The organism is Methylomonas rhizoryzae (genome assembly GCF_008632455.1).
GTDB lineage: Bacteria > Pseudomonadota > Gammaproteobacteria > Methylococcales > Methylomonadaceae > Methylomonas > Methylomonas rhizoryzae.
In genome coordinates this window covers 4,291,664-4,304,261 of the sequence record NZ_CP043929.1, presented here as the reverse complement: position 1 = coordinate 4,304,261, position 12,598 = coordinate 4,291,664, and the positions used below count along the sequence as shown (strand labels likewise).

The following is a 12,598-nucleotide window of genomic DNA, read 5'->3' as shown; positions in this document are numbered from 1 at the left end:
AATAATCAAGCCTGGTCTTTTTCTTTTTGGGTGATTTCGCCTTCCAGGGTTTCGCCTTTTTCCTCGGTTAGCGACTTGTTTTCGTTCCCTTCTTTCATCGCCGAACGAAAATTTCTGATAGCTTCGCCGAGGTCGCCACCAACGTTTTTCAAGCGCTTGGTGCCGAATACTAAAATGACTATCACCAGCACAATTAGCAATTGAGTCATGCTTACGCCCATATCCCCTCCTTAATGTTAGATAACGATTAGGGCGAATTTCTTTGCGCCTTTTCTTCTATGCCGGACAATCCGAAACGACGCTGTAATTCGTTTAACACATGTTCCGGGCCCAAGCCTTGTTGCGCCAGCATTACCATGCTGTGAAACCACAAGTCGGCCGTTTCGTAGACTATTTTCTGTTTATCGCCGTCTTTCGCCGCTAAAACTGTTTCGGTAGCTTCTTCGCCGATTTTTTTCAGAATGTGGTCCAAGCCTTTGGCGTATAAGCCGGCAACGTAGGATTGGTCCGGGCTTTGTTCTTTACGCTGCTCTAATACGGCAGCCAATTGTTGTAAAACATCGCTCATAACCCCTTCCTTCACCAAAGTTCGCTAAAAATCATAACATGGAGTGGCCTTGGCTAAAACGACGGACAAAAAAAACCTCCCACTGCTTGCGCAGAAGGAGGTAAAAACCAAGCAGAGTGCTATGAGGAGATTCCGCTTGAATTACAACACCAGGAGGTAGTTACAAATTCGTTGATGTGCTTAACCTTTGATACGCGCCGTAGTGCTCATATTGCTGAACATGCTGGTCGCGGCGAATAAAACCGTCGAAACGATAAACAAACCGGATAAGAAGCTAAGCGTGCCCGCGATAAACAATGCGCCGACCAAAATATCTTTACCTATGCCGTTCATTTCAGTTTTAGTTCCTCTTTAAGATTGCGTCATCTTGACAAAGCGCCATTGCTTTGTTCATCAGTTGGTTAATACTATACAGGATAAAAAAACGTTTACAATTGGGTTAATATAAAATAAATTGTAAACAACAGAGAAATAATAAAAATGTCAACAATTTTTACATCGATTGGGAATGTCGTATGGATAAACTAACCAGTATGACCGTGTTCGTCCGAGTGGCCAAAGCCGGCAGCTTTGCCGGAGCCGCCAAAGATCTGGACATATCTAGGGCGATGGCTACTAAACACATCATGCAGCTCGAAAGCGAGTTGAACACAAGATTGTTCAATCGTACGACTCGCAGCTTAAGTTTGACTGAAGCCGGCGAGGAATACCTGGAACGTTGCCAACAAGTTCTATTGGACGTCGAGGAGATGGAAGCCGCAGTGACCAAGTTGCAGACCGAACCGCGCGGCGTGCTGAAAATCTGCGCGCCGCCGGTCATTGGAGCGACGCATATTGCGCCGGGCCTGACCGAGTATTTAAAGAGTTACCCTGACCTGTCGGTGGATATGGTGCTTAAAGGCGGTCAAGTCGATTTGATAGACGAAGGCGTCGATATCGCCATTTATTTAGGGCAGCTGAATGATACCAGCTTGGTTGCGCGCAAACTGGCTAGTTCGTCGTTAGTGGTTTGTGCCTCGCCGGACTACCTGAAAAATCACGGCATCCCCCAAGACCCGGAAGATCTGGAAGACCACAGCTGTTTAATCAACTGGGCGATCCCTCCGCGCAACAAATGGCGTTTTAAAGGCATTTTAGGCGAACGAACGATTACCGTTACCGGCCGTATGCAAGCCAATATGGCCGACCCCATTCGTAACGCGGCCGTCAACGGCTTGGGACTGATCATGCTACCGCGATACATCGTCGGACGCGATATCGAATTGGGGCGTTTGCAAGTCGTAATGGATCAGTACGGCATTAAACCGTTGGAAATTTATGCGGTTTATCCGCACCGCAAGTATTTGTCCGCCAAAGTCCGCTCGTTCCTGGATTTTATTCAGGGCTGGCTGCCGCACCGTATCGGCATGGATCCGCCGTGAATCCGATACAGCAAAAGTGGGATCGAATTTATAGTGCGGAGAATATCGAGCCTGACGCGGCAGAGGTTTTGGCATCGCACAGATATTTGTTACCGAGCGCCGGACGGGCTCTGGATGTTGCTTGCGGCTTAGGCGCTAACGCCATTCTGCTCGCTCGGCATGGCTTGGAAGTCAACGCCTGGGACATTTCTAAAGTTGCCACGGACCGCTTGCAGCACACAGCCGCCCAACTGGCATTGAACCTAGTCGCGCAGCAATACGACCTGTCGAATCATAGCTGGCCGAAAGCCGGTTACGACGTTATCGTGGTTAGCCGATTTCTTGACCGCACCTTATGTGATGAGATAATGAGCGCCTTAAAGCCCGCAGGCTTGCTGTTTTATCAAACGTTCACCCGCGATAAGCCCGATGCCATAGGCCCGAACAACCCGGATTACTTGTTAAAGCGTAACGAATTGCTCAGGTTGTTCGCTCCGCTGCATGTGGTGTATTACCAAGAATACCAGGGCATAGGCGACCTCGGCCGCGGCAACCGTAACGAAGCCTGCTTCATTGGACAAAAGTTGGATTGACGACATGATTGAAAATCTCGAACCTAAGCAAGCTTGGGCTCTGCTGCAAAACGACCCGACGGCAGTATTCATCGACGTTAGAACCGCTATTGAGCATAGCTTTGTGGGCCATCCGCCCAAGGCGATACACGTTGCTTGGAAAGAATTTCCCGGCATGCAAGTCAACCCCGAGTTTGTCGCACAAGTCGAAAAGCATGCTCCCGACAAAAACGCTCCGGTTTTGCTGTTGTGCCGTAGCGGCGTGCGTTCCGTGGAAGCCGCTAAGACTTTGGAGGTAGCCGGTTACCGGCATTTGGTCAATATCCTGGAAGGTTTTGAAGGACCGTTGGACGAGGCCAAGCACCGCGGTACTTTAGGCGGCTGGCGTTTTCACGGCCTGCCTTGGGAGCAGACTTGAGCATTTCCGATTCGGGCGCCTTCCCAACGCGTCCGGAGCAGCCGATTCGACAGCCAGCAACCCAAGAGCCAAACTTTTTCGCGGTTCGTCGCGGAAAATGTTATGTCGTAACGCCGGTTGGCCGCCGCCGGATAGGCCTTGGCGCTCCTCATGACGGCATGCAAGTACAGCGGCCAATCCAGGCCGGTACTGTAGCGGGGCATGGTTGCGATAATAGTCTTCCAAGTGCGGCCATGCTGCATTTAGAGTAATGCGCATACGAAAACATACGATTGTCGTAATTGTCCGCGCATAATAGCCGGCGCCCGCTTCGCCGCGATGCGGTACAAGATTACTCCTGTATTCCACCCGACCCATTTCATTTTTAGCCCTTAAATTCCTGTGATAGAAAAACTTAGAAACATCGCCATCATCGCGCACGTCGACCATGGCAAAACCACTCTCGTCGATCAATTGCTGCAACAATCCGGCACATTCGGCGCCCACGAAAAAGTCGACGAACGGGTCATGGATTCCAATGCTCTGGAAAAAGAACGCGGCATCACCATCCTGGCCAAAAACACCGCGATCGATTGGAACGGCTATCACATCAACATCGTCGACACCCCGGGCCACGCCGACTTCGGCGGCGAAGTCGAACGGGTATTGTCGATGGTCGATTCGGTATTGCTGCTGGTAGACGCAGTGGACGGCCCGATGCCGCAAACCCGTTTCGTCACCCAAAAAGCCTTTGCCTTAGGTCTGCATCCGATTGTGGTAATCAACAAAATCGACCGGCCCGGCGCTCGTCCGGACTGGGTTATCGACCAAACCTTCGATTTGTTCGACCGCCTGGGCGCTACCGACGAACAGCTGGATTTCCCCATCGTCTATGCTTCGGCTTTGAAAGGTTACGCCGGTTTGGACAGCAGCGTGGAAGGCGGCGATATGACCCCCTTGTTCCAGACCATAGTCGATAAAGTCAGTCCTCCCGACGTGGATTTGAACGGCCCGTTTCAAATGCAAGTATCCAGTTTGGATTACAACAGCTACGTCGGCGTAATCGGTATAGGCCGCATTCAGCGCGGCACGGTCAAAACCAATCAAGCGTTGGCCTTAATCAACCGCGAGGGCGCCACCCGCAGCTGTCGCATACTGCAGATTTTCGGTTTTAAAGGCCTGGAACGCGTCGAAGTACCGCAAGCGCAAGCAGGGGATATCATTGCCTTCACCGGCATCGATAAATTGGAAATTTCCGACACCTTATGTCAGCAAGATGCGGTGGAAGCCTTGCCGCCGTTAAAAGTCGACGAACCTACCGTCAGCATGACCTTTCAAGTCAACACCTCGCCGTTCGCCGGCAAGGAAGGCAAGTTTGTTACCTCGCGGCAAATTCGCGACCGTTTGCATAAAGAGCTGCAGCACAACGTGGCGTTGCGGGTCGAGGACACCGAAGATCCGGATAAATTCAAGGTCTCCGGTCGCGGGGAATTGCACTTGTCCATTCTGATCGAAAACATGCGGCGCGAAGGTTACGAGTTAGGCGTATCCCGACCGGAAGTGATTTTGAAGGAAGTGGACGGCGAGTTGCACGAACCGTTCGAAATGGTCACCATCGAACTGGAAGACGAGCACCAGGGGGCCATCATGGAGAAACTCGGCGAACGCAAAGGCGATTTGCTGAACATGGTGCCGGACGGCAAGGGCCGTACCCGGTTGGAGTACATGGTGCCGTCGCGCGGCTTGATCGGTTTTCAAACCGAATTCATGACCTCCACCTCGGGTTCCGGGTTGTTCTACCACGTATTCGACCATTACGGGCCGATGAAAAAAGGCAACGTCGGCGGACGCATCAACGGCGTGTTGGTGTCTATGGTGCAGGGCAAGGCCCTGGGCTATGCCCTGTTCAACCTGCAGGAGCGCGGCCGCTTGTTCATAGAACACGCCACCGAAGTCTACGAAGGCATGGTGATCGGCATTCATTCCCGCGATAACGATCTGGTGGTCAATCCGACCAAAGCCAAGCAGCTTACTAACATTCGTGCCGCCGGCTCCGACGAAAACATCTTGCTGACCCCGCCGATTAAAATGAGCTTGGAACAAGCCTTGGAGTTTATCGACGACGACGAGTTGGTGGAAGTCACGCCGCAATCGATCAGATTACGCAAAAAGTTGTTGACCGAAAACGAGCGCAAGCGCGCATCCCGTTCGGCCGAGTAAGCAACCGCCAAAAAAACGCCGCTGTTCGTTCAAGAACAGCGGCGTTTTAATTAAACCAACACGAACTTAACCCCGATTATCATCAGCAAGGTGGCTAACGCCGGGCGTAAAAATTGTTCGGGAATTTTGGCGCTCAAATGGCTACCCACCCAAATACCCGGGATGGAACCCACCAATAAACTAACCAATAGCTGCCAATCAAAGTTGCCCAGACTCAAGTGCCCCAAGCCTGCGACCGCCGTCAACGGAATTGCGTGCGCTAAATCGGTGCCGACGATTTTGAGCGTGCTCATCCTGGGATACAAAAATAACAAGGCCACCGTCCCCAACGCGCCGGCTCCGACCGACGACAAGGTAACCAGCACGCCTAACACCGCGCCGGTCAGCACCGTGGCGATCTTTTCCCAACGCGGCGAAAAGCGGCCGGCATTGTCCGGATTGCTATGCTCGTCGTCGACTTGCGGCGCCTTGGCGGCCAACTTCAACAACACGCTACGAATCAACAATGCACTGGCGGTCAGCAGCAGTGCCACTCCCAAAGTGAAAGTAATCATGCCGGTGATTTCTTTGCCCACCGTCATCAAATGCTTCAGCACGTACAAGGTGGCGCCGGCAAACGGCAAACTGCCCAGCGCCAACCAGCCCACGATGCGCCAATCCACCGAGCGGTGTTTGCCGTGATGGACGAACACCCCGGCGGTTTTAGTGATCGCGGCATAGAGCAAATCGGTACCGACCGCGACCGCCGGCTTGAATCCGAACAAAAAGACCAGCAATGGCGTCATCAACGAACCGCCGCCGACGCCGGTTACCCCGACCAACAAACCGACGACAAAACCGGAAGCGGTATACAGCAAATTCATGGCATCAATCCTTAAGTCAGTAACAATTGCGGCCTACTATAGCAACGGCTGCGCTGAAAATTTAATAATAAAAAAGCATTTAAATATGCCTAAATTCGATATTGATGCGGCCGGGCGTATAACTTCAGGGTACCGGATCGGTTTCCACTTTAAACCAGGCGGCATATAACGCCGGCAAGAACAGCAAGGTCAGCAACGTCGCTACCGTCAAGCCACCCATAATGGATACCGCCATCGGGCCGAAGAACGCGCTACGGGTCAATGGGATCATGGCCAGAATCGCCGCGGCCGCAGTAAGTACGATAGGGCGGAAACGGCGTACCGTCGATTCGACCACGGCTTGCATTGCTGTCAGGCCGTCGCGCAAATCCTGATCGATCTGATCTACCAATATCACCGAATTGCGCATAATCATGCCGGACAGCGCAATCGTGCCCAACATTGCCACAAAGCCGAATGGCTGATTGAACAACAACAAAAACGCAGTCACCCCTATCATGCCGAGCGGCGCGGTCAACACGACCAAGGCTACGCGGGAAAAGCTCTGCAACTGCACCATCAACACGGTCAGCACGGTGCAAAAAAACAACGGCATACCCGCGGCGACCGATTCTCCGCCCTTGGCCGATTCTTCTACGGCGCCGCCGGTTTCCAGGCGATAGCCTAGCGGTAAATCCCGCTTGATTTGGGCTAGCTCGGCTTCGACGCTCGCGGAAACCGTGGGCGCCTGAATGTCGCCGTAAAGATTGCCGCGCACGGTAATAGTCGGGATTCTATTGCGCCGCCAAATCACCCCCGGTTCGAATGCGTATTCGAAGGTCGCCAATTGCGACAACGGCACGCTACGCCCGCCGGATAGCGGAATCATTAGATTTTCCAGCCTGGACAAATGTTTGCGTTCGGTTTGCGCGCCGCGGGCCAGTACGTCTATCAACTCTATACCTTCGCGAAAATGTGTGACGAACAAGCCTTGAAGTGCACCGTCGATCAAATTCGCCACTTCCGCCGAACTGGTGCCCAATAAGCGTACTTTGGATTGATCGACGTGCAGCCGCACGACTTTGATCGGCTCGTCCCAATCCAGCTGCACATTGGACAAATAGGGATTGCCGCGCATTACCTCGGCTACCCGATAGGCTAGGGTGCGCAGCGTGTCGATGTCCGGCCCGGACACCCTGAACTGCACCGGAAATCCGACCGGCGGCCCGTTCTCCAAGCGGAATACGCTGCCCCTGAGCGCACTGAAATCGCGTTGAAACAATGCAATCAAATCCCTGCGAATTTGTTCGCGTTGCGCCGCGCCTTCGGTCAACACCACGAACTCGGCGAAACTGCGTTGCTTCAGCTGTTGGTCCAGCGGCAAGTAGAAGCGCGGGCTGCCGGTGCCGACATAAGCGACGTAATTTTCGATGCCGCTTTGTTTATCCAGCCAAGCTTCCAATTTCTTGACTTCGGCTTCGGTGGCGGTAAACGAGGCGCCTTCCGCCAAGCGGAGGTCGACGATCAATTCCGGCCGGGTGGAATCGGGAAAAAACTGCTGTTGTACCAAAGAAAACGCGGCTATCGAAATGCCGAACAATGCTACGGTGGCGCCGATAACCCACCATCGCCGCCGCACGCAAAACGTCACTAGCTTGCGGAACAGATGATAGAAAGGCGTGTCGTACACGCCGTGTTGCCGGTCGGGTGCGGTGGATTTGTCGCCATCGTCGGCATGCGTATTTTTCGCTAAGCGCCGTTTCAGCCAAGCCGACCATCCTTGCGAATCATGGCCGTGGTCGCGGGAAAAGTCCGGCAATAGTCGAAAACCGAGGTAGGGTACAAACACTACCGCCGCCAGCCAGGACACCAATAAGGCAATCACCACGACTTGGAAAATCGACCGGGTGTATTCGCCGGTCGACGATTCGGCGGTAGCAATCGGCAAAAATCCGGCCGCGGTCACCAAGGTACCGGACAGCATGGGCATGGCGGTTGAGGTATAGGCAAACGCCGCCGCCCGGGCCCGTTCCCAGCCCTGTTCCATCTTGGAGGCCATCATTTCCACCGCGATGATCGCGTCGTCCACCAATAAGCCCAAGGCTAAAATCAACGCGCCCAAGGAAATCTTGTGCAAGCCGACCCCGAATAAATGCATGAACCAGAAGGTAATCGCCAACACTACCGGAATCGACACCGCCACGACGATACCGGTACGTAGCCCCAGGGATAGCAGGCTCACCGCCAACACGATCACCACCGCTTCGGTCAGTGATTTGACGAAATCGTCCACCGAACGCTGAACGGCGCGCGGTTGCGACGACACCGTCGCCAATTCCAATCCCACCGGCAAGCGGGCTTGTATGCTTTGCACCGCCCGTTCCAACTGCCGTCCCAATGCGATGACGTCGCCGCCAGGCCGCATGACGACGCCGATCAACAAGGCTTCCTTTCCCTGAAAACGCACTTTCTCTACCGGCGGATCTTCAAAGCCGCGGCTGACTTGCGCGACGTCTCCCAGGCGAAATTCCCGGTCGTTGGCGCGCAACCGCACTTCTCGCAGTTGTTGTACCGCATCGAAACGGCCGCTGACCGAAATGCGGATATGTTCCTCGCCGGCATCGAAACTGCCCGCTTCCGTCACCAGGTTTTGAGTTTGCAAGGTTCTCAACAAAGTCGCGGTGTCTATGCCCAGCGTGGCTAATTTGGCGTTGGAAATATCGATATAAACGCGCTGTGCCTGTTCGCCGAAAAAATCCACCTTGGCCACGTCCTTGATGCCAAGCAATTCCGCCCTGACGGAATCGGCTTGGCGTTTCAACTCGGCATAGTCGTAATCCTTGCCGGTCAGTGCATATAAATTCCCATAAACATCGCCGAATTCATCGTTGAAGCTGGGGCCTTCCACCCCAACGGGCAAGGTATGGCGAATATCGCCGATTTTCTTTCGGGCTTGATACCAAACATTGGGGATTTCACCGGCCGGAGCGGAATCTTTGACCAGCAAGAAAATCATCGACTCGCCCGGCCTGGAGAAACTGCGCACGTAATCCAGCCAAGGTACTTCCTGCAATTTCTTTTCCAGTTTATCGGTAAGCTGCTGCTCGACTTCCCGTGCGCTGGCGCCCGGCCACCCGGTTCTGATCAGCATAACCTTAAACGTAAACGGCGGATCTTCCGACTGCCCCAAGCGGGTGTAGGAAATCATGCCTACCGCGGTCAACATTAGCATCACGAACAGTACTAAGGCCGGGCGCGCCAGCGCCCATTCGGACAGATTGAATGCCTTCATCGGCTACCCTGCAAGGCTTGCGGGGTAACTGTTTGGCCCGGCAACAAACTGTGTACCCCTACCGCCACAACTCTTTCGCCTTTCTCCAAACCTTGCGTCAGCGTGACGCCGTCCTCGCGGTAGCTGCCGACGGTAACCGGTCTCGGCTGCACCTGGTTGTTGCCGTCCACTACCCAAACCACCGCGCGGCCATCCCGTTGGGTTACCGCGGGCGACGGCAACAACCATAATTGATCGAACTCGTCCGCAAACCGCACGCCGGCCGTCATACCCAAACGCACGTTCTGATCGGCGTCCTGAAAAGCCACTCTGACCGCAAAGGTCCGGGTGGCGCTGTCGGCCGCCGGCGCGACCTCGCGCACCAGGGCTTGGTATATGTTTGCCGGTTGGGCCCACAATTTAACCAGAGCCGTTCTACCGGGGACTATGCCTTGCATGCGCGATTCGGGCACGGCGATGTCGACCTCCAAAGTCTCCGGTACCGCAATGCGGACTATGGTTTCCCCGGCGTCGACGACTTGGCCGGGCTCGGCGCGAATCCAGGTCACCACGCCGGCACGATCGGCCGGCAAATCGGTGTACTGGGTTTGATTGCCGGTCACGGCCGCTTGCGCTCGCAGTTGCCGAACCTGAGCCGCCGCGGCTTTCTCCTTGGCTATCTGCACGTCCAGCGCCTGTTTGGAAATGAAGTGCTTTTCGTACAAGGCTTGCTGGCGTTGCAGCTCCGCTTGAGTCAATACCCAATCGGCTTGGGCTGACGCGGTTTGTGCGCGGGCCGCTTCGGTCGATAAAGACCTATCCTGGTTATCCAACCGGGCTAACAGCTGACCTTGCTCAACCAAGGCGCCTACCTCGACGTAGCGTTGCACGATCTTGCCGGGAATCCTAAACCCTTGTGCCGATTCGTAACGGGAACGCACCTCGCCGACCAAAATGGCCGGTGCGGCCTCGGTTTGTTCGCCTACGGTGACCACCAACGCCGGCCGGGGCGGCGCTTCCGGCGGGATTTCGCGCTGACAGCCCAAAATTGCAGCTGTTGCCAGCATAAGCAATGAATTCAATCGCATCGTGATAAGAAGATTGATGAAAGGTACGGGTTGAATAACTCGAACGGATCAAGAAAACGCGGCGCTCCGGCCGGTACAGCTTCACAGTGTAGCAAAGCTCAATCGCTAGCGGATAAAACCGGGCCGACGACTTACCGGTCTAAAGCTTGCGCCGGGCGGTCATCCCAGTGCTTTGACGATCAATTCCAAAGGCGCCAAGCAAATCAACGCGCGAAACAACACGGCGTTTTCGGCGACCAATCCGAAGCATTCGTAATCCAGCGCCGCCGCAAAATCTTCGCCGAAATCGTGTTCGGCCGAACCCGGCGCCGGTTTGATCAAAAGATGCAAAACGTCGTTGCTTTTGAGCTTGGCCAGCAAGCGTCGGTCCAAGCTGATTTTATGGGAGGTGTAAACCATAGGATTCTTTTCGAAATCGTGGCGATTTTTCAATGCCTTCTCCAGCAACGCGCTGGACAGCAATGCGCAGGGAAACATTTCCGGAAACCGAACTTTGTCTTGAATTTCGTCGAAAAACTCGGTTTGATCGCGGAGCGAGCCGCACAAAAAATTCTTGCCGTTGCTGGTGGTCATGAATTTGCGTTTCAGAAAGTGTCCGCTGGGTAAAAAGCTGCGGTCCGGTTGCGTACGTATATCGCCGAAAGCGGCAAAGTCCGCATCCGCCAAAAACAAAGGCTGGGCCGTTTCTTTTTTATAGCCGAGCAAGGCCAAACTGCTATCGCTTTTTACCGAGATACGATTGCCTAGCGTTAAGCTATCGGCTTTGAATTGCGACGGCTTGATTTCGATTTCCACCAATTGTCCGGCTTTAATCGCATTGGCGAACGAAAACTGGTAATTGCTGAAATGAAGCTCGCGTTCGGCTATCAACGGCTCTTCGCCGTTTTGTCGGCGGAACGCGGCAATTTTGCCTTCCAGCAGCGACTCCAGCTGAAAGCCCATGGTAATAGGCCCGCCGAACGGATTGTCTTTAATCTTGTCCCAGTTACGGCTATCGTGAAACAGATTGAAGTCGTCGGTGGAGTTGCGAGCCACGTCGATATGCAATTGGCTGAAAACGTCGGAACTCACGGCAATACTAGTCATAACACAGCCCCTCTTTAGACAAACTCCGGATCACGGAATGGCTCGAATGCGCCGTAGCGTTTTAATCGGTCTCGAGCAACATCGTAACGTCTTATCGTTTCTCGGCCTTTAATGCCAAGGCCGCGGATGCCAAGCGCTGTCCCAGTACCCAGCATAAGCGCTTTTCGTGTTCGGTCAAATCGCTGTCGTTATCCGAGCAATGGCTGGGGCCGTAAGGCGTGCCGCCGCTGATCGTCTCGCGCAAGGCGATTTCGTTGCACGGCAAACTCATCAGCAACATGCCGTGGTGCATCAACGGCAACATCATGGACAACAAGGTGGTTTCCTGCCCGCCGTGCATGCTACCGGTCGAGGTGAACACGCCGGCCGGCTTGCCGGACAAGGCGCCGGAAAACCAAAGGGCGGTCGTGCCGTCGATAAAGTGTTTCAACGGTGCCGCCATATTGCCGAAATGGGTCGGGCTGCCCAGCGCCAAACCGTCGCAGGTTTCCAAATCCTGCAAGCTGGCATAAGGCGCGCCGCAGGCCGGAATGCTGTCCTCTACTTGTTCGCATAACGGCGATACTTGCGGCACGGTGCGCAGCACCGCCTCGGCCCCGGCGACCGAAGCCACCCCGCGGCCGATATGCTGCGCCAGTTTGGCGGTGCTACCGTTACGGCTGAAATAAACGATCAGAATTTTCGCCGTCATAAGATGCCTAACACCGCTTCCGGCGGCCGGCCGATCGCCGCTTTACCGTTGGCCAACACGATGGGCCGCTCGATCAATTTGGGAATGCGCAGCATCGCTTCGATCAATTCGGACTCGCTCAAGCCTGGATCGTCCAAGCCGTTTTCCCGGTATTCGGCTTCCTTGGTCCGCATCAACTCGCGCGGCGCCATGCCCAGTTTAGCCAAAATCGTCCGCAATTCGTCGGCGGTCGGCGGATGCTTCAAGTATTCGACGACATCGGGCTCAATGCCCTTGGCCTGCAACAACTTCAAAGTGTCCCTGGACTTGCCGCATCGCGGGTTGTGATAAATGGTGACTTTCATCATTAACTCCGTATCTGGTCAGGATAGCAATCATAACACCGTGGCGGTGGACTGCCGCCATTGCGCCAATCCCGGCCACAACCGACCTTTGCCCAATTCCCGCGATTGCCCGTATAGTA

13 protein-coding genes are annotated in these 12,598 nt (G+C 54.5%); 4 read left to right on the top strand and 9 right to left on the bottom strand.

Annotation, left to right across the window (positions count from 1 at the left end):
• Positions 1 to 5 precede the first annotated feature (5 nt).
• From tatA to F1E05_RS20360, 3 genes are all read right to left on the bottom strand, one after another.
• The gene (gene tatA, locus F1E05_RS19075; protein WP_150051299.1) at positions 6 to 221 is read right to left on the bottom strand and encodes a twin-arginine translocase TatA/TatE family subunit; all 216 of its coding nucleotides are present in this window, start codon (positions 219 to 221) and stop codon (positions 6 to 8) included.
• A gap of 26 nt (positions 222 to 247) precedes the next feature.
• Complete coding sequence (locus F1E05_RS19070) at positions 248 to 568, bottom strand: phosphoribosyl-ATP diphosphatase (RefSeq protein ID WP_150051298.1); 321 nt, start codon at positions 566 to 568, stop codon at positions 248 to 250.
• A 180-nt stretch (positions 569 to 748) separates the two neighbouring features.
• Positions 749 to 901: a hypothetical protein gene (locus F1E05_RS20360; RefSeq protein ID WP_190303197.1), complete on the bottom strand. Its 153-nt coding sequence runs from the start codon at positions 899 to 901 to the stop codon at positions 749 to 751.
• Between the two features lie 182 nt (positions 902 to 1,083).
• On the opposite strand from F1E05_RS20360, the gene F1E05_RS19065 reads away from it, so the two are divergent.
• The 4 genes from F1E05_RS19065 (at position 1,084) to typA (ending at position 5,157) form a co-directional block, all read left to right on the top strand.
• Positions 1,084 to 1,989 (top strand): LysR family transcriptional regulator, encoded by a 906-nt coding sequence (locus F1E05_RS19065; RefSeq protein WP_150051297.1) that lies wholly within the window; start codon positions 1,084 to 1,086, stop codon positions 1,987 to 1,989.
• Entirely contained in the window at positions 1,986 to 2,561 is a 576-nt protein-coding gene (locus F1E05_RS19060; RefSeq protein WP_150051296.1) for a class I SAM-dependent methyltransferase, read from the top strand. Before F1E05_RS19065 ends, F1E05_RS19060 begins: the two co-directional genes overlap by 4 nt.
• A 4-nt stretch (positions 2,562 to 2,565) precedes the next feature.
• A complete protein-coding gene (locus tag F1E05_RS19055; RefSeq protein ID WP_150051295.1) occupies positions 2,566 to 2,958 on the top strand; it encodes a rhodanese-like domain-containing protein in 393 nt (130 codons plus the stop codon).
• 381 nt (positions 2,959 to 3,339) lie between these two features.
• Positions 3,340 to 5,157: a translational GTPase TypA gene (gene typA, locus F1E05_RS19050; protein WP_150051294.1), complete on the top strand. Its 1,818-nt coding sequence runs from the start codon at positions 3,340 to 3,342 to the stop codon at positions 5,155 to 5,157.
• A gap of 50 nt (positions 5,158 to 5,207) precedes the next feature.
• On the opposite strand, the gene F1E05_RS19045 is transcribed toward typA, so the two are convergent.
• From F1E05_RS19045 to arsC, 6 genes are all read right to left on the bottom strand, one after another.
• On the bottom strand, positions 5,208 to 6,020 hold the full coding sequence (locus tag F1E05_RS19045) for a sulfite exporter TauE/SafE family protein (protein WP_150051293.1): 813 nt from the start codon (positions 6,018 to 6,020) through the stop codon (positions 5,208 to 5,210).
• A 124-nt stretch (positions 6,021 to 6,144) separates the two neighbouring features.
• Positions 6,145 to 9,291: an efflux RND transporter permease subunit gene (locus F1E05_RS19040; RefSeq protein WP_150051292.1), complete on the bottom strand. Its 3,147-nt coding sequence runs from the start codon at positions 9,289 to 9,291 to the stop codon at positions 6,145 to 6,147.
• A complete protein-coding gene (locus F1E05_RS19035) occupies positions 9,288 to 10,358 on the bottom strand; it encodes an efflux RND transporter periplasmic adaptor subunit (RefSeq protein ID WP_150051291.1) in 1,071 nt (356 codons plus the stop codon). The genes F1E05_RS19040 and F1E05_RS19035 overlap by 4 nt, the downstream gene beginning before the upstream one ends.
• 159 nt (positions 10,359 to 10,517) lie before the next feature.
• Positions 10,518 to 11,444: a hypothetical protein gene (locus F1E05_RS19030; protein WP_150051290.1), complete on the bottom strand. Its 927-nt coding sequence runs from the start codon at positions 11,442 to 11,444 to the stop codon at positions 10,518 to 10,520.
• 91 nt (positions 11,445 to 11,535) lie between these two features.
• Positions 11,536 to 12,135, bottom strand: a complete 600-nt coding sequence (wrbA, locus tag F1E05_RS19025) for an NAD(P)H:quinone oxidoreductase (RefSeq protein ID WP_150051288.1) — start codon at positions 12,133 to 12,135, stop codon at positions 11,536 to 11,538.
• Complete coding sequence (gene arsC, locus F1E05_RS19020) at positions 12,132 to 12,479, bottom strand: arsenate reductase (glutaredoxin) (protein WP_197737390.1); 348 nt, start codon at positions 12,477 to 12,479, stop codon at positions 12,132 to 12,134. Before arsC ends, wrbA begins: the two co-directional genes overlap by 4 nt.
• Positions 12,480 to 12,598 lie beyond the last annotated feature (119 nt).

What these genes read in the sequence shown, in the direction of transcription:
- arsC (WP_197737390.1), bottom strand. Translation starts at nt 12,479, where the DNA reads ATGAAAGTCACCATTTATCACAACCCGCGATGCGGCAAGTCCAGGGAC.
- wrbA (WP_150051288.1), bottom strand. Translation starts at nt 12,135, where the DNA reads ATGACGGCGAAAATTCTGATCGTTTATTTCAGCCGTAACGGTAGCACC.
- F1E05_RS19055 (WP_150051295.1), top strand. Translation starts at nt 2,566, where the DNA reads ATGATTGAAAATCTCGAACCTAAGCAAGCTTGGGCTCTGCTGCAAAAC.
- tatA (WP_150051299.1), bottom strand. Translation starts at nt 221, where the DNA reads ATGGGCGTAAGCATGACTCAATTGCTAATTGTGCTGGTGATAGTCATT.
- F1E05_RS19040 (WP_150051292.1), bottom strand. Translation starts at nt 9,291, where the DNA reads ATGAAGGCATTCAATCTGTCCGAATGGGCGCTGGCGCGCCCGGCCTTA.
- F1E05_RS19070 (WP_150051298.1), bottom strand. Translation starts at nt 568, where the DNA reads ATGAGCGATGTTTTACAACAATTGGCTGCCGTATTAGAGCAGCGTAAA.
- F1E05_RS19045 (WP_150051293.1), bottom strand. Translation starts at nt 6,020, where the DNA reads ATGAATTTGCTGTATACCGCTTCCGGTTTTGTCGTCGGTTTGTTGGTC.
- F1E05_RS20360 (WP_190303197.1), bottom strand. Translation starts at nt 901, where the DNA reads ATGAACGGCATAGGTAAAGATATTTTGGTCGGCGCATTGTTTATCGCG.
- F1E05_RS19065 (WP_150051297.1), top strand. Translation starts at nt 1,084, where the DNA reads ATGGATAAACTAACCAGTATGACCGTGTTCGTCCGAGTGGCCAAAGCC.
- F1E05_RS19035 (WP_150051291.1), bottom strand. Translation starts at nt 10,358, where the DNA reads ATGCGATTGAATTCATTGCTTATGCTGGCAACAGCTGCAATTTTGGGC.
- F1E05_RS19030 (WP_150051290.1), bottom strand. Translation starts at nt 11,444, where the DNA reads ATGACTAGTATTGCCGTGAGTTCCGACGTTTTCAGCCAATTGCATATC.